Origin of the sequence: Serratia sp. OLAL2, from assembly GCF_002752475.1 — a bacterium.
In the GTDB taxonomy this organism is placed as follows: Bacteria; Pseudomonadota; Gammaproteobacteria; order Enterobacterales; family Enterobacteriaceae; genus Serratia; species Serratia bockelmannii.
Genome location: NZ_MSTL01000020.1, coordinates 261,500 through 277,919, shown reverse-complemented (window position 1 = coordinate 277,919; position 16,420 = coordinate 261,500). Strand labels below are relative to the sequence as shown.

General features: G+C 60.8%; 16 protein-coding genes. 3 read left to right on the top strand and 13 right to left on the bottom strand.

What is annotated here, in order from left to right; all coding sequences use genetic code 11:
• Nucleotides 1-3 precede the first annotated feature (3 nt).
• The 8 genes from tatA to udp all read right to left on the bottom strand — a co-directional run bounded on the left by tatA (nt 4) and on the right by udp (nt 7,531).
• Nucleotides 4-267, bottom strand: coding sequence for a Sec-independent protein translocase subunit TatA (tatA, locus tag BVU99_RS23180; RefSeq protein WP_004934452.1), 264 nt, complete (start codon nt 265-267; stop codon nt 4-6).
• A gap of 80 nt (nt 268-347) precedes the next feature.
• Nucleotides 348-1,979 (bottom strand): ubiquinone biosynthesis regulatory protein kinase UbiB, encoded by a 1,632-nt coding sequence (gene ubiB, locus BVU99_RS23175; protein ID WP_025304920.1) that lies wholly within the window; start codon nt 1,977-1,979, stop codon nt 348-350.
• Nucleotides 1,976-2,584 carry an SCP2 domain-containing protein gene (locus tag BVU99_RS23170; RefSeq protein WP_099816949.1) on the bottom strand — a complete coding sequence of 203 codons (609 nt, stop codon included), beginning with the start codon at nt 2,582-2,584 and terminating at the stop codon, nt 1,976-1,978. Before BVU99_RS23170 ends, ubiB begins: the two co-directional genes overlap by 4 nt.
• Before the next feature lie 13 nt (nt 2,585-2,597).
• Nucleotides 2,598-3,353 carry a bifunctional demethylmenaquinone methyltransferase/2-methoxy-6-polyprenyl-1,4-benzoquinol methylase UbiE gene (gene ubiE / locus BVU99_RS23165; protein ID WP_025304918.1) on the bottom strand — a complete coding sequence of 252 codons (756 nt, stop codon included), beginning with the start codon at nt 3,351-3,353 and terminating at the stop codon, nt 2,598-2,600.
• 78 nt (nt 3,354-3,431) lie between these two features.
• Complete coding sequence (gene rmuC / locus BVU99_RS23160) at nt 3,432-4,979, bottom strand: DNA recombination protein RmuC (RefSeq protein WP_049209369.1); 1,548 nt, start codon at nt 4,977-4,979, stop codon at nt 3,432-3,434.
• A gap of 140 nt (nt 4,980-5,119) precedes the next feature.
• Entirely contained in the window at nt 5,120-5,650 is a 531-nt protein-coding gene (locus BVU99_RS23155) for a DedA family protein (RefSeq protein ID WP_004934438.1), read from the bottom strand.
• A 79-nt stretch (nt 5,651-5,729) separates the two neighbouring features.
• A complete protein-coding gene (locus tag BVU99_RS23150) occupies nt 5,730-6,512 on the bottom strand; it encodes a tyrosine-protein phosphatase (RefSeq protein ID WP_025304916.1) in 783 nt (260 codons plus the stop codon).
• 257 nt (nt 6,513-6,769) lie between these two features.
• Entirely contained in the window at nt 6,770-7,531 is a 762-nt protein-coding gene (gene udp / locus BVU99_RS23140; RefSeq protein ID WP_004934432.1) for a uridine phosphorylase, read from the bottom strand.
• 489 nt (nt 7,532-8,020) lie between these two features.
• Between udp and BVU99_RS23135 the strand changes: the two genes are divergently transcribed.
• Nucleotides 8,021-8,848: a dienelactone hydrolase family protein gene (locus BVU99_RS23135; protein ID WP_025304915.1), complete on the top strand. Its 828-nt coding sequence runs from the start codon at nt 8,021-8,023 to the stop codon at nt 8,846-8,848.
• A gap of 84 nt (nt 8,849-8,932) precedes the next feature.
• Here BVU99_RS23135 and metE read toward each other — a convergent pair whose 3' ends face one another.
• Nucleotides 8,933-11,221, bottom strand: coding sequence for a 5-methyltetrahydropteroyltriglutamate--homocysteine S-methyltransferase (gene metE, locus BVU99_RS23130; RefSeq protein WP_072070321.1), 2,289 nt, complete (start codon nt 11,219-11,221; stop codon nt 8,933-8,935).
• A 90-nt stretch (nt 11,222-11,311) separates the two neighbouring features.
• On the opposite strand from metE, the gene metR reads away from it, so the two are divergent.
• Nucleotides 11,312-12,256, top strand: coding sequence for an HTH-type transcriptional regulator MetR (metR, locus tag BVU99_RS23125; RefSeq protein WP_016929455.1), 945 nt, complete (start codon nt 11,312-11,314; stop codon nt 12,254-12,256).
• A 15-nt stretch (nt 12,257-12,271) separates the two neighbouring features.
• Here metR and BVU99_RS23120 read toward each other — a convergent pair whose 3' ends face one another.
• Nucleotides 12,272-13,132 (bottom strand): carboxylate/amino acid/amine transporter, encoded by an 861-nt coding sequence (locus BVU99_RS23120; RefSeq protein ID WP_025304913.1) that lies wholly within the window; start codon nt 13,130-13,132, stop codon nt 12,272-12,274.
• A 151-nt stretch (nt 13,133-13,283) separates the two neighbouring features.
• On the opposite strand from BVU99_RS23120, the gene BVU99_RS23115 reads away from it, so the two are divergent.
• Entirely contained in the window at nt 13,284-13,613 is a 330-nt protein-coding gene (locus tag BVU99_RS23115; protein ID WP_025304912.1) for a hypothetical protein, read from the top strand.
• Here the strand turns inward: BVU99_RS23115 and BVU99_RS23110 are convergent.
• Genes BVU99_RS23110 through BVU99_RS23100 form a run of 3 tightly spaced genes read right to left on the bottom strand, consistent with a single transcriptional unit; the run spans nt 13,594 to nt 16,418 of the window.
• Nucleotides 13,594-14,550 (bottom strand): AEC family transporter, encoded by a 957-nt coding sequence (locus BVU99_RS23110; protein WP_025304911.1) that lies wholly within the window; start codon nt 14,548-14,550, stop codon nt 13,594-13,596. The two genes, BVU99_RS23115 and BVU99_RS23110, sit on opposite strands and share 20 nt — an antisense overlap.
• Before the next feature lie 60 nt (nt 14,551-14,610).
• The gene (gene ugpQ, locus BVU99_RS23105; protein WP_025304910.1) at nt 14,611-15,348 is read right to left on the bottom strand and encodes a glycerophosphodiester phosphodiesterase; all 738 of its coding nucleotides are present in this window, start codon (nt 15,346-15,348) and stop codon (nt 14,611-14,613) included.
• Nucleotides 15,348-16,418, bottom strand: coding sequence for a sn-glycerol-3-phosphate import ATP-binding protein UgpC (locus BVU99_RS23100; RefSeq protein WP_099817764.1), 1,071 nt, complete (start codon nt 16,416-16,418; stop codon nt 15,348-15,350). Before BVU99_RS23100 ends, ugpQ begins: the two co-directional genes overlap by 1 nt.
• Nucleotides 16,419-16,420 lie beyond the last annotated feature (2 nt).

The following is a 16,420-nucleotide window of genomic DNA, read 5'->3' as shown; positions in this document are numbered from 1 at the left end:
GGTTTATACCTGCTCTTTGTTCTTCGACTCTTCCGGTTTCACTTCCGGCTGCTTATCGGTAATAGGCTTGGCCGAGAAGTCAGCATCATCCAGGCTGCTTTTTTCAGCCGTATTGGGGGTCGACGGCGTATCGTCACCGATCGCTTTTTTGAAGCCCTTGATCGAGGCGCCGAGATCGGAGCCCAGCGTGCGCAGTTTTTTGGTACCGAACAGCAGCACCACGATCACTGCGATGATCAACAATTGCGTAATACTAATACCGCCCATTTTAATTACCTCTAATTTTAAAGGGTCTTTTAAAGCCAGCCCGCATTATAGAGCCGACTTTACCAGAGTAACGAATTAAATCAGGTGGTTCGCTTCCAGCCAATCACCCAGCATACGATGCCGGCGGCCATCATCCAGGCGGGAAACACCTCGATTTGCCCCAGCAGCAACAGCGTGCCGCTTACCAACAGTGTAGCGCCAACGCCGAACAAATAACGTGACTGCCCCTGACGAACCCGCTGAGCCTGCATCTGGTTGGTCAGCTTATCAACGCTTTGTTGCAACAGTTTATGCTGCTGCAGGCTATCGTAAAACAGCTCGGGCAGTTCGGGCAGTTTCTCCGCCCAGAACGGCGCTTTCTCTTTCAACGCACGCACCACGGCGGGAATGCCGACCTGATCGCGCAGCCAGCTCTCGAGGAACGGCTTGGCGGTGGTCCACAGATCAAGCTGCGGGTAGAGCTGACGCCCCAGTCCTTCAACATACAGCAAGGTCTTCTGCAATAACACCAGCTGTGGCTGCACTTCCATATTGAAGCGGCGCGCGGTGTTAAACAGATTCAGCAGCACGTTGCCGAAGGAAATCTCCGCCAGCGGCTTCTCGAAAATCGGTTCGCACACGGTGCGGATAGCAAATTCGAAATCTTCCACGTTGGTGTCACGCGGCACCCAACCGGAGTCGACGTGCAGTTCCGCCACCTTGCGGTAATCGCGGTTGAAGAAGGCGATGAAGTTTTCCGCCAGATAGCGTTTGTCATCCTTGTTCAACGAACCCACGATGCCGCAGTCGATGCCGATGTAGCAGGGATCTTCCGGATGTTCGTAGCTGACGAAAATATTACCGGGATGCATGTCCGCATGGAAGAAGCTGTCGCGGAAGACCTGGGTAAAGAACACCTGAACGCCACGTTCCGCCAACAGTTTCATGTTGGTGCCCTGCTGCTCCAGCGTGGCGATGTCCGAGACCGGAATGCCGTAGATACGCTCCATCACCAACACGCTTTCGCGGCAGTAGTCGGAGTAGACTTCAGGCACGTACAGCATCGGGCTGCCGTCGAAATTGCGACGCAGCTGAATGGCGTTGGCCGCTTCACGCAGCAGATTCAATTCGTCCAGCAGGGTTTTCTCGTACTCGCGTACCACTTCGCGCGGACGCAGGCGGCGGCCGTCCGGCAACAGCTTCGGCACCCAACCGGCCAGCCGGTACATCAAGCGCACATCGGCTTTGATAATCGGCCCGATATCCGGCCGGATCACCTTCAGCACCACTTCCTGGCCGGTGGTTTTCAACCGCGCAGTATGCACCTGCGCGATCGAGGCAGAGGCCAGCGGCTGCTGATCGAAGTCGTCGAACCAGGCTTCCAGCGGGCCGCCCATCGCCAGCTCGATATGCTTGCGCGCCAGCGCACCGTCGAAAGGCGCCACCCGATCCTGCAGCAGCGTCAGCTGATCGGCAATGTGCGGCGGGAACAGATCGCGGCGGGTCGACATCATCTGGCCGAACTTGATCCAGACTGGCCCCAATTCCTGCAGCGCCAGCCGCAGACGTTCGCCCAGCGGTTTGTCCTTGTGCCGATTAGGCATCCAGAACAGCAGCCGGCGGCCGAAGCGCAGCGGCAGCGTCAAACGCATTGTCGGGATCAGCTCGTCCAGCCCATAGCTGAGAAAAACGCGGACGATAAAATACAAACGACGCAGTTCGCCTGGGGTCATCGCTTGCCCTCCAACTTATCCATGCGGGCAATCAGCGCTTCCGCGCCGCGGGCGAGCGCATCCACTTCTTCATTGAACCACACCACTTCCAGCGGCCCCGGCGCCAGACGCCACTCTTCAGTCAGCGCCTCAGCCATGTCTTGCTGCCGACGCATCAATCCGGCCTTGAGTAACGAAACGCCTTTGCCCAGCGCCTGCGTAATGCCCTGAGCGGCGATATCGCCGATATAAGGCGCCAGCCATTCCGCCGGATCCCACTCCGCCAGATCGAGCAGGCCAACCAGCTGTTGCACCACCTGAATATCGCCTTCCACCGTCAATTCGCCGCTGCGCATCAGCACTGGCAACTGCTGGCGATCGCGCAGCTTCAGTAAGGCGGGAATGCGGCTGCGCACGGTGCAATCGGCACTGTCTTCAGACTGCCCCAGCACATCCACACGCAGTTCGCTGAACACCAGCACCAGCGGTGAAGCCAACTCTTCCAGTTCGATGCGCAGCACCTTGCCCGCCAGGCGTTGGCGAGCGGCTTTCATGCTGCGATCGCGAAACAGCAGGTTATTCAGCGAGGTTTCCAGCGCACCGGTCAGCAGAGGGGTAAACAGCATCGGCATCTCCCTCTCAGAACTTGAAGCCGCGATGCAGGGCGACAATCCCACCGGTCAGGTTGAAATAGGTGACGTTTTCAAAACCGGCGTTGCCCATCATGCCTTTCAGGGTTTCCTGATCGGGGTGCATACGGATCGATTCCGCCAGGTAACGGTAACTGTCCGGATCTTTCACCACCAGCTCGCCGATCTTCGGCAACACGTGGAAGGAGTAGGCATCATAAGCCTTGCTCAGCGGAGCCAGCAGCGGCTTGGAGAATTCCAGCACCAACAGGCGCCCGCCCGGCTTCAGCACGCGGAACATCGAGCGCAGCGCTTTGTCTTTGTCGGTCACGTTACGCAGGCCAAAGGAGATGGTGATGCAATCGAAGTAGTTATCTGGGAACGGCAACGCCTCGGCGTTGGCCTGCACGTAATTGATATTGCCGACGATGCCGCGATCGCGCAGCTTCTCGCGCCCCATCTTCAGCATCGAATCGTTGATGTCCGCCAGCACCACCTGCCCCTGCTCGCCGACCATGCGGGAGAACTTGGCCGCCAGGTCGCCGGTACCGCCGGCCAGATCCAGCACGCGCTGCCCACGGCGCACGCCGCTGCAGTCAATGGTGAAACGCTTCCAGATACGGTGGATGCCGAACGACATCAGGTCGTTCATCACGTCATACTTTGCCGCTACCGAATGAAAAACGTCCGCCACCATGGCCTGTTTTTCGTCTCTAGCGACGGTGCGAAAACCGAAATCGGTGGTTTCCTGCGGTTGATCTGCCATTGTCCTGCCTGCTATTCAGTCAATTTTGTGTTGATGAGTGTACCAGAAGCCTGGGGAATACCCCACCTCGCCACGGCCTCAGCCGTGCGAAACGAAGCCCGGCTCCCCGGCGGTATCGTCATCGTCTTTCGTCTGCGGCAGCGCGGCGACATCATCGTCGTTCGCCTCTTCCGCGTCATCGTGTTGCGCGCCGGCTTGCTGCGCCAGCAGCGGGTTGATCGGCCGTTTGACCTCAACCCCCAGCGCGCGGAAACCTTCAATTTGGCCGATAAGATTACCACGGCCTTCGCTCAGTTTGTTCATCGCCTGACGATAACTGCCCTGCGCCTTGTCCAGGCTCTGCCCCAGCGCGGACATATCGTCCACGAACAGCCGCATCTTGTCATACAGTTTCGCCGCGCGATCGGCGATGCGCTGGGCATTTTGGCTCTGATGCTCATAACGCCACAGGTTGGTGATGGTACGCAGCGCCACCAGCAGCGTGGTCGGGCTGACCAGCATGATGTTGTGCTTGAGCGCTTCGCTGATCAACTCCGGCTCGCGATCGATAGCCAGCAGGAAGGCGGGCTCGACCGGAATGAACATCAGCACATAGTCCAGCGAGCGCAGCCCCGGCAGTTGCTGGTAGTCCTTGCGGCCCAGCATGCGGATGTGACCGCGCAGCGAGGCGATATGTTCGCTCAGCGCCGCCTCGCGCTCCGCCTCATCCTCGCCGTTGAAATAGCGCTCGTAGGCGATCAGCGACATCTTGGCGTCGATCACCACATCCTTGCCCTGCGGCAGGCGTACGATCACATCGGGCTGCATGCGGCTCTGGTGATCCACCCGCACGTTGACCTGCGTTTCATACTCATGCCCTTCGCGCAGGCCAGAGGCTTCCAGCACCCGGCTCAGCACCACCTCGCCCCAGTTGCCCTGCGTTTTGTTGTCGCCTTTCAGCGCCTTGGTGAGGTTGATCGCCTCGCGCGCCATCTGCGCGTTCAACTGCTGCAGATTGCGTATCTCGTGCGTCAGCGTGTGGCGCTCCCGCGCCTCCTGGCCAAAGCTGTCCTGAACCTGGCGGCGGAAACCGTCCAGCTGTTCGCGCAGCGGCAGCAGTAAACGATCCAGGCTTTGCTTATTTTGCTCGTCCACCTTGCGGCCGCTGTGTTCAAAAATGCGATTGGCGAGATTTTCAAACTGGGTGGTGAGGCGCTGTTCGCTGTTGATCAGCAGGCGTTGCTTCTCCTCCGCCGCCATACGCGTCTCTTCCAGACGGATGGTGACTTCGCGCAGCTCGGCCTCCTGCGCGCTGTTAACCTCGCGCTGGGCGCGCAGCTCCTGATTGAGCAGTTCGCATTCGTTGCGCCAATGATTGAGCTGTTGCAGCTTTTCATGCCCGGCCGCCAGCTGGCTGTGCAGGTTGCGCAGCTCCAGCTCGCTCTGGCGCAACTGCTGCTCGTGACGCTGCAGGGTATCCTGCCGCACGGCCGTTTCCTGCTGCGCCTGCTGCAATGCTTGCTCCAGCAACCGCAGTTCGGTTTCATGTTGCGCATTCGTCTGCTGCACCCGCAGACTGGCGATCAGCCACCCCAACAGCATGCCGATCGCGACGCCGCCAATCCCATAAATCAGACTGGTATCCACCCTGCCTCCTGTTGCACCTTGCCGTTCCGGCGTTTCGCACGCCCATTGCCCGTCACGTTAAGGGGAGGCTGTATGGATGTCCAGCCTGATTTTGCCCGCCGCGCACAATATTGCGCGGCGCTACGCAATTTAGCGAGAAATCAGCCCAGCCACTGGCTGAGCCACTTGATGCCGAACGCCCCCGGCGCCAGAATGCCGAACGCCCAGATCATCGCCGACGTGACGTTGGCCAGTTGGAAATAGCGCTGCGGCATGCCGCAAATGCCGCCCACCAGCGGCACCACGGCGCGCAGCGGGCCGAAAAAGCGGCCGATGAAAATGCCCAGCACGCCCCAGCGCTCAAAGAAGGCATGGCCGCGCGCCAGCAGCTGCGGATTGCGCGACAGCGGCCACATATGGGCCACGCGATCCTGATAGTGATAGCCGATCCAGTAAGAGAGCCAGTCGCCGAAAAACGCCCCGGCGGCGGCGGCGGCCCAAATCGGCCAAAAGGCGATGCCGCTTTCGCCGATCAGCGCGCCCAGCGCCAGCAGGATCACCGTGGCCGGCAGCAGCAGCGACAAAAACGCCAGCGACTCACCGAACGCCAGGAAGAAGATGATGGGAATGGCCCAGCCTTCGTGCTGACGCACGACGTCGCTGACCCAGTTGATAACGTCATTGAGGCTCAATGCAGGGCTCCTGATACGCGATGATTCGCCGCCTAGGATAAGCCGGGGCGAGTTAAACCCCGGCTAAACACGCGGTAATTTACTCGAGGTAAAACGCCTGCAGCGCTTCGCGCTGGGCCGCGCCCAGGCCGTATTCCGCTTCCAGCCAGCGGTCAGTGGAGCCGTATTGCTGACGGATGCAGCCCAGCGCCGTCATCAGGAACTCCTCGCGCGCGCTGAGCACGTAGGCGAATTGCTCCAGCGCCGCCGCATTCAGCTTGATAGACAGCTGATCCAGCATCTGCTCGCGGAAAGTGGCCAGCGTGGTTTCAGTCAGCAGATAGTCTTCCAGCACCGTCGCTTCGTCGGCGCCCAGCGCGAACAGCACCAGCGCCGAACCGACGCCAGTGCGATCCTTGCCGACCGCGCAGTGCTGCACGATCGCGCCGCCGCCAGGGTTGCTCAACAGCTGCGCCAGCCGCTGATAGGCCGCATTGCCGAACGGCAGGCGGCGATACAGCTCCAGCATGAACGCCCGGGCGTCGAAAGCGGCCAGCGTTTCGTTGGTGAGCTTTTCCAGGTTGGCGTTAACTTCGCTGCTCAGCGGGTTAGCCGGCACGTGGTGATAGTCGGCGCCATTCCACAGAATATCCGGTTTGGCTTGCACCTCGTCGGCATCGCGGTAGTCCAGCACGGAACGTACCGGCACTCCAGCGAGGAAAGTGCAGTCGCTTTCCGTCAGCCGTTCGAGAGAACCGGAGCGGAACAGCAGGCCGCGTTTGATGCGGCGCCCGTCGGCCACGCCGTTGCCACCGAAGTCGCGGAAATTGATGCCACCGTCGAGCGGCGCAAGCGAAGGATGAAGCAGGATCTGGGCGGTCATAAACGTCCTCGTTGTTTTTGTTATGACAACGCGCGGCAGCCATCGGCGCAGCGCTGAGGAGTATCACCGTAACAGATTCGCCGCGAATGGAAAAACGGGCCGCGTCAGCGGCCCGTTCAGTTCGTTGACAAAGGAGGAAAAAACGCGGTTTTTCCTCCTTTGTGGTCATCAGCCGAAAATCAATGAATTGATTTTCCCTGTTTGTTATCCGCAGCTCTTTGCAAACCCGGCAATGGCATGAGGTTGAGGGAAGGTGATTACAGCAGACGGCGGGCGGCATCCACCACGATCTGCACCGCTTTGCTTTCCGTGTTTTTCATGGTTTCGGCGTTCGGGATCTCTTGCTGGGTGCGGTTAACGATCACCCCAGCCACCATGCCGGCGCGCAGGCCCTGGCTGGCGCACATGGTCAGCAGCGTGGCGGATTCCATTTCATAGTTCATCACGCCCATCGCCTGCCACTCTTCCATCGAGCCTTTAAAACGGCTGACCACGCGGCCGGAGTAGGTGTCGTAACGTTCCTGGCCCGGGTAGAAAGTATCGGAAGAGGCGGTCACGCCAATGTGGGTGGTCGCGCCGCTGGCTTTGGCCGCTTCCACCAGCGCGGTGGTGCAGGCGAAGTCCGCGACCGCCGGAAACTCCATCGGCGCAAAGTGCAGGCTGGCACCGTCGAGGCGTACCGCCGCCGTAGTCACCAGCACGTCACCGACGTTGATATTGGCCTGAATGGCGCCGGTGGTGCCGATGCGCAGGAAGGTGCGAATGCCCAGCTGCGCCAGCTCTTCCACCGCGATAGAGGTAGACGGGCCGCCGATACCGGTGGAGCAGACGATCACCGCCTTGCCGTCCAGCTCTGCGCGCCAGGTGGTGAATTCACGATGGGAGGCCAGATGCACCGGATTTTCCATCAGCTTGGCAATCTTCTCTACGCGCTGCGGATCGCCCGGCACGATGGCAAGCTGGGCCCCTTGTAAATCGTTCTTGGTGAGGCCGAGATGAAAAACATCAGACTGAGACATACGAGACTCCTCATGGATCATGTTTATTGGGAGGAACAAAAAAGCACTCTACTGAAAATCGCCGCTTAATTTCGTGACGATAGTCACTATGAAAAGAGAAACAAATCACATGCTACATATTTTTTGTGATTTTTATCACGAAAAAAATCACTATGACGCATCCAGAACGCACCGCTAAATCTCAGTCTAGCCGACAAACCTTGCCGCTCCCTGCCCGTTGGTTGCCGACTGAAACTATTTAGCTCATCAATTCGAAATACCCCCATCTTATCGGTTGCTTAGGGACAAAAAAGCCCTCTAACGCACCTTATGGCACTTACGTGGGCCAAAACGCGTAATAACATGATAAAAAGCGCTTAAAAATGCCGCAAAGCCAGATAATTAGCCGTTTTTTATCGACTTGTCCGAAAGTGCGCCACGCAGCGCCAATAATGGGTAATCTTTCCTATAGTTAATCTCAGCGCTTTTTTCTATTGCACGGAGACCGCAATGAAAACCGAACATGTGATGACATTAGAACAGGCTCAGGGGGGATTCGCCCCGGCCGCCGCGCCGTTGGCCGCCTCCGCGATTATCACCGACGAACAGGGCATTCACGCCGGGCAAACGACCATCCCTTCTCAGGGCGACGCGCTGCCGGCCTATGTCGCCAAACCCGCCGACCATAACGGCCCCTTCCCCATCGTGCTGGTGGTACAGGAAATCTTCGGCGTCCATGAGCACATTCAGGATCTGTGCCGTCGCCTGGCCAAGCAGGGCTATCTGGCAATCGCGCCCGAGCTCTATTTCCGTCAGGGCGACGCCAACGACTACACCGATATCGGCGAACTGTTCCAGCAGTTGGTGACCAAGGTGCCGGATCGTCAGGTGCTGTCGGATCTGGATCACGCCGCGCACTGGGCTATCCGCCACGGCGGCGACGCCGGCAAGCTGGCGATCACCGGTTTCTGCTGGGGCGGCCGCATTACCTGGCTGTACGCGGCGCACAACCCGCAGTTGAAGGCGGCGGTCGCCTGGTACGGCAAACTGGTCGGCGAGAAAACGCTGAATTCACCGAAGCATCCGGTCGATGTCGCCACCCACCTGTCAACGCCGGTGCTGGGGCTGTATGGCGGGCAGGACAGCGGCATTCCGCTGGAGACGGTGGAAACCATGCGTCAGGCGATCCGCGCCGCCAACGCCGAGGCCGAAATCGTGGTATATCCTGGCGTCGGGCACGCATTCAACGCCGACTATCGCCCCAGCTACAACGCCGAAGCGGCGGAGGACGGCTGGCAGCGCATGCTGGCGTGGTTCGCCCAGCACGGCGTCAAATAATTTCCCGCGCATAAAAAAGGGCGCCGAAGCGCCCAATCATCACACCAGTAAATCTATAAGCGGCGGTTTACCCGCCGCACGGCATCACGCGTGCTCGCGCAGGCGCTGCGCCGCCAATACCATGTTGGCCAGCGACTGCCGGGTTTCCGGCCAGCCACGGGTTTTCAGGCCGCAATCCGGATTGACCCACAGGCGTTCCGCCGGGATGTTCTGCGCCGCTTTACGCAGCAACGCTTCAATCCATTCCACGCTCGGCACATTCGGCGAGTGGATATCGTAGACACCCGGCCCGATTTCGTTCGGGTATTCGAACTCTTTGAAGGCTTCCAGCAGATCCATATCGGAACGCGAGGTCTCGATAGTGATCACATCGGCGTCCAGCGCGGCGATGGAGTCCATGATGTCGTTGAACTCGCAGTAACACATGTGGGTGTGGATCTGGGTGTCATCCTGCGCCACGGCGGCGTTCAATTTGAAGGCGTCCACCGCCCAATTCAGGTAGGCGGCCCAGTCGGATTGGCGCAGCGGCAGCCCCTCGCGCAGCGCAGGCTCGTCGATCTGGATGATGCCGATACCGGCTTTTTCCAGATCTTCCACCTCGTCGCGCAGCGCCAGCGCAATCTGCTTGGCGATCACTTCGCGGGTCACGTCTTCACGCGGGAACGACCAGCACAGGATGGTCACCGGCCCGGTCAACATGCCTTTTACCGGCTTGTCGGTCAGCGACTGGGCGAATTTGGCCCATTCGACGGTGATGGCTTCCGGGCGGCTGACGTCACCGATGATGACCGGCGGCTTCACGCAGCGGGAGCCGTAGCTCTGCACCCAGCCATTCTGGGTAAACACGAAGCCGTCCAGGTTCTCGCCGAAATATTCCACCATGTCATTGCGCTCGGCTTCACCGTGCACCAGTACGTCAAGCCCGAGGCGCTCCTGCTCGACGATCGCCTGTTTGATGTGCTCACCGATGCTGGTGCGGTAGTTGTTGCCGTCCAAACGGCCCTGTTTGAAGTCCAGACGCAGGCCGCGGATCTCGGTGGTCTGCGGGAACGAACCGATGGTGGTGGTCGGCCAGGCCGGCAGGTTGAAACGCTCGCGCTGCGCCCTGGCGCGCTCGGCGTAAGCGCTGTGGCGTTCGCTGTCCTGCGCGGTGATCGCGGCCAGCCGGCGCTCAACCTGTGGGTTATGCACGCGGCTCGACTGACGGCGGGCGCGGATCGGCGCGCTGTAGGCGTCCAGTTCAGCCTGTTTCGTCGTGTCAGGCGCGTTCAGCGCCGAGCTTAATAGCGCCAGCTCGGCGCATTTTTGCAGCGCGAAGGCGAACCAGCTTTTCACTTCTTCGTCCAGACGGCTTTCCACGCTCAGGTCGATCGGACTGTGCAGCAGTGAACAGGAGGAGCCAATCCACAGCGGGCGGGTGCCCACCAGCGGCTGCAGACGTTCAAACCAGCGGCTCAGATCGGCGCGCCAAACGTTGCGGCCGTTGATCACCCCCAGCGACAGCAGCCAGTCTTGCGGCAATGCGGCGCTCAGCGTGGCGATATCGTCATGACCGGCGACCAGATCGACATGCAGCCCCTGCACCGGCAGCGTGCGAATGGTGTCGAGGTTGTGGCCTACGCTGTCGAAATACGTGGTCAACAGCAGCTTCACCTGCCCCTGCAGCGCGTCGTAAGCCGGTTTGAACGCGTCCAGCCAGGCTTGCGGCAGCTCCAGCACCAGCGCAGGCTCGTCAATTTGCACCCACTCGACGCCGCGCTTCGCCAGCTCGGCCAGCACCTGCTGGTAAACCGGCAGGATCTCTTTCAGCAGCGACAGGCGGTCGAACGGCTCGCCCTTCACTTTCCCTAACCACAGGTAAGTCACCGGGCCAAGCAGCACCGGCTTGATGCGATGGCCGAGCGCCAGCGCTTCATCCACTTCGTCCAACAGCTGAGTCCAGCCCAGTTTGAACTGCTGGCCTTGCTGGAATTCGGGCACCATGTAGTGATAGTTGGTGTTAAACCATTTGGTCATTTCCGCCGCGGCCGCCGGCTCGCCGGTCGGTGCGCGGCCACGGCCGATGCGGAACAGCGTGTCCAGATCAATAGAGCCATCCGCATTCTGATGGCGCGCCGGCACGTTGCCCAGCAGCAGGCTGGTGGTCAACACATGATCGTACCAGGCGAAATCGCCGACCGGCACCAAATCCACCCCGGCCTGCTGTTGCTGTTGCCAATGACGAGCGCGCAGCTCGCGGCCAACCGCCAACAGCTCTTCCTGCGTTGAGTTGCCGGCCCAGTAGCTTTCCTGAGCTTTTTTCAGCTCACGTCGTAGCCCAACGCGAGGAAAACCCAGTGTGTGATTCAAAATTGCCATCGTCATATTCCCCATTTAGCCGTCCAGATGTTTACACATCCATAATCAGCAGGTACTGTATTAACCACAAGCGCAATTTATTCACTGTCAATGTGAAGGACTCTCATGATCGAACTGAAACATTTACGGACGCTGCAGGCCCTGCGCAACAGCGGTTCGCTGGCGGGGGCGGCGGCCCAACTTCACCAGACGCAGTCTGCCCTGTCGCACCAGTTCAGCGATCTTGAGCAACGTCTGGGCTTCAAGCTGTTCGTGCGCAAGAGCCAGCCCTTGCGCTTCACCGCCCAGGGCGAGATCCTGCTACAGCTGGCGGAGCAGGTCCTCCCGCAGATCCAACAGGCGCTGCAGGCCTGCCACGAGCCGCATCAGACCACGCTGCGCATCGCCATCGAATGCCACAGCTGCATTCAGTGGCTGACGCCGGCGCTGGACAACTTCCGCCAGCGTTTCCCGCAGGTGGTGATGGACTTCACCTCCGGCGTCACTTTCGATCCGCAGCCGGCCCTGCAACAGGGCGAGCTGGATCTGGTGATGACGTCGGATATTCTGCCGCGCAGCGGCCTGCACTATTCGCCGATGTTCGATTTCGAGGTGCGTCTGGTGCTGGCGCCGGATCATCCGCTCGCCGGCAAGCCGCACATCGAGCCGGAAGACTTGAGCGATGAAACACTGTTGATTTACCCGGTGCAGCGCCAACGGCTGGATATCTGGCGGCATTTCCTGCAGCCGGCGGGCGTCAACCCGGCATTGAAGAACGTCGATAACACGCTGCTGCTGATCCAGATGGTATCGGCGCGGATGGGGATTGCGGCGCTGCCGCACTGGGTGGTGGAGAGTTTCGAACGGCAGGGGCTGGTGGTGACCAAAACCCTGGGTGACGGCCTGTGGAGCCGCCTGTACGCCGCCGTGCGCGACGGTGAACAGCGCCAGGCGGTGACCGAAGCCTTTATCCGCTCGGCCCGCCAGCACGCCTGCGATCATCTGCCGTTCGTGCGCGACGCCGCACGCCCTGGCGCGACCGGCGCCAAAGCGTTGGCGGCCGGCGTATAAACTGCCGGCCCCCGTTTAGCCGAGCTGCTTCGGCGCCACCCAGCGTCGATGCACCCACAGTGAAGCGACGATCACCGCCCCGCCGATGATAAAGCTCGGCCAGTGCGGCTGCTGCTGCCAGATGGCCAGATTGACCAGCAGCCCGGCCGGCACATGCATGTTGTTCATGATGCCGAGCGTGCCGGCATCGACCTGCGTCGCGCCATAGTTCCACATGAAGTAACCCAGTCCCGACGCCACCACGCCCAGCCAGATCAGCACGCCCCACTGCAGGTTGGTGGTTGGCAGCTGCTGCGGGTTACCCCACAGGAACCAGGCCACCACCGCCACCACCGCCGCCCCCAGGTAGAACCAGGAAAAGGCGGTGTGCTGCGGCAAGGGGTGCACTTCCATCAGGCGCTTATAGCCGACCATGCCGATGGCGAAGCTGATATTCGCCGCCTGCACCAACAGCAGCCCCCACCAGAAGTGTTCACTCAGTTGGTGATAGCGAATGATCGCCGCGCCCAGCACCGCCAGCAGCGCGCTGAAGACGTAGCCCCAACGCAGGCGTCGGCCGCTCAGCAAGTCGTAGATCAACGTGATATACAACGGCGTCAACACGGTGAACAGCAGGAATTCGGGTACCGTCAGGTAGAGATAGGCGCGGAAGCTGAACAGGTACATTATGCCCAGCTGGAAGGCCCCCACCAGCATATACAGCAGGATCACCTTGAGTTTGATGTTGCGCCAACGCAGAAACGGCAGAAACACCAGCGCCGCCAGCCCGATGCGCACCAGCGCCGAGAATCCGCTGTCGACGTGGCCCGCCAGGTACTCGCCAATCAGGCTGAAAGAAAATGCCCACAGAATGGTGGTTATAACCAAAAGCAGCACGATGGGTTCACCCTAAAAAGACCGAAAGGGCGATTGTAACGGAAGATGGACGCCTAAGGGGATGAAAGGCAGTTTACATCTGAACAAAAGACAAACTACCGGCAAAATTTCACCGCTGGGTTAGGCTTAATAAAAAGGCGAGGTAACCATCATGAAAACGTCTCACATTCTGTTCGCTCTGCTGTTGCTGCCTGGGTTGGCGGCGGCGGCCAACGGCGTAACCGACCTGCGCTCACAGCAGCAGTTACTCAACCAAAACAACCAGCAAGCGCAGCAACAGCGCTTGTTGAACAACCGGCAGATGGATCAACGCCGCCTGCAGCAGCAGCGACAGTTCGACAATCAGCGGCAACAGCTGATGCAAACCACGCCGAACGGCGGGCAGTTGCTGCCTAACGGCAACCAGCCGCGCGATCCGTTCAATCGCACCGCACCGGCGGTGCCGCAGGCGCCGATGCCGGCTACGCCCGCACGCCCATAACGGTGAGGATCAGCGGCGTGGTGATCGCCGCCAGCACGGTGGACATCACCAGGCTGGTGGCGGCCGGGCCGGTGAGCGTATTGAACTGGCGCGACATCAGGTAGACGTTCACCCCCACCGCCATCGATCCAAGTAGCACAACAACGCGGGTTTCCATCGGCGGCAGATCCATCATCCAGGCCAGCAGCCAAATCACTAGCGGCTGCACCAGCAACTTCAGCACGCAGATGGCGCTGCTCAGCTGCCAGCCTTCGCTGATGCGGTACTCGGCAAGCCCCATGCCAAGCACCACCAGCGACAGCGGCGCCGCCACCTGGCCGAGCATGCTGACCGGTCGATCGACGAAGTCCGGCAGCGGCAAGCCGGTCAGGCTAAACAGCGTGCCGGACAAAATGCCGACGATCAGCGGGTTGGTCAGCACGCTGCGCGCGGTTTTAGCGAAACCACTCAACGTCGGCGAGCCGTTGCGCGCCCATTCGATCGACACCGTCACCAGCGTCCACAGGATCAGGCCGTTGAACACCAGCACCAGCGCCACCGACGGGATCGCCGCCTGCCCCAGCATTACGCTGGCGATAGGTAAACCGAGCATCACGTTATTGGAGAAAATACCGCCCAGCGCAAACACCGATCCGGCGACGCCATCCAACCGGAAGAGGTGCCGGGCGACCAGGCGGCCAAGCACAAATACGATCAGGCAGCTGCCAAAGAACGCGATCAGCAGCCGGGCGTCGACCGCCGGGCGCTGCGAGAAGTCGCACATCATGCGAAACAGCATGGCGGGCAAGGCGAGGGAAAACACGAAGCGCGTCAGGCCATCGGTGATGCTGGAGGGCCATTTCCCCCAGCGAATCAGCCCATAACCCAATGCGATCAGGACGAACAGCGGTAAAGACAGCACGATCTGGTGCCACAGTGACAGGATAAAGCCAGGCATCGCATTCCTTCCGGTGGTGCGGCGGCAAGGCTTGTCGTCGCGGGATTCATCGGCGCCGGATTAAAAAGCCGGGCCAATCAAATCTATCCGGTCGGTGCAAATGCAGTCAACGCCCCAGTCGAGCAGCAGGCGCGCGCGATCCGGTTGGTTGACGGTATACACCAAAATACGCAGCCCGGCGTCTTTCAACGCTTTCACCCGCTCGGCGGTCAGCGCTTTGTGGTCGATATGCAGCGAGACGCAGTCCAAGCGTTCGGTCAGCTCGCGCCAGTTGTCGTCCCAGGCCTCCAGCAGCAAGCCGCGCGGCAAATCCGGCACGGTGCGCTGCGCCGCCGCCAGCGCTTCTACCGAGAAGGAAGAAAGCAGCGGATCGGTCTGCCCTTGCCACAGCAACCGCGCCGCCAGCGCCACCACCCGGCCGGTTTCATCGTCGCTGCCGGTGGTCGGTTTGATCTCGATATTGGCCATCAGGCCGTGTTCCCGGCAGCGTTCCGCCACCTCCGACAGCAGCGGCAACCGCTCGCCCTTGAAGGCCGAGCTGTACCAGTTGCCGGCGTCCAGCTGCACCAGTTTGTCCCACGGCAGCTCGCCCGCCACGCCCCAACCGTTGCTGGTGCGATCCAGCGTGTCGTCGTGCAGCAGGAAAATTTGCCCGTCCTGCGCCAGCTTGGCGTCGAACTCGATCATCTTGTGGCCGTGGCGCGCGCCGACGTCGATCGCCGCCAGGGTATTTTCCGGCGCCAGAGAACCGCCGCCGCGGTGGGCGACAATATGAGGGTAAGGCCAGGGTCTTGTCATCAATCCATCCGTAATCCGCTGTGGGTGTCAAAGAAGTGCAGCGCCTGAGCAGGCAGCTGCAAATATAGCGTACTGCCCGCCGTCGGCAAGGTTTCATGCGACAGCCGCGCGATCACCCCGTGACCGCCCCACTGGCCGTGCGCCAGATTGTCGGCTCCCAGCAGTTCCAGCGTCTGCAGCTGCAGCGGCACGCCCTGGCCTTGCGCCACCAATTGAATATGCTCCGGCCGAATACCCAGCGTCAACTGCCGCCCCGCCCACTGCGGCTTGGCCGCCGGCAACGGCAGCGTCATGCCGTCCGCCAACAGCAGCTGGCCGCCGTCGGCGCTCAGGGTGCCGGGCAGCAGGTTCATCGCCGGCGAGCCGATAAAGCCGGCGACGAACAGCGAAGCCGGCCGTTGGTACACTTCACTCGGGGTGCCGATCTGCTCTGCCACGCCCTTATTCATCACGATCACCCGCTGCGCCAGCGTCATCGCCTCCACCTGGTCGTGAGTCACGTACAGGCTGGTGGTTTTCAGGCGTCGGTGCAGCTGTTGCAGCTCCAGGCGCATCTGCACCCGCAGCTTGGCGTCCAGGTTGGACAGCGGCTCATCGAACAGGAATACCGCCGGTTCGCGCACGATGGCGCGCCCCATCGCCACCCGCTGGCGCTGGCCGCCGGAAAGTTCGCGCGGTTTGCGCTTGAGCAGCGGCTCCAGCTCCAGGATGCGCGCCGCTTCCTCCACCCGCTGGCGGATATGCTCCTTGCCTAAACCGCGGATCTTGAGGCCGTAAGCCATGTTGTCGTACACGCTCATGTGCGGATAGAGCGCGTAGTTCTGGAACACCATCGCGATGCCGCGATCCTTGGGCTCCAGATCGGTCACGCGCCGGGTATCGATATAGATATCGCCGCTGGTAGTGCGCTCCAGCCCGGCCACCATACGCAGCAGCGTGGATTTGCCGCAGCCGGACGGGCCGACCATCACAATAAATTCACCGTCCGCCACGTCGAGGTCGATCTGTTTGATCACCGGCGTTTTACCGTCGTAAGACTTGGTGACCGCCTGTAGTTTTAATCCTGCCATCG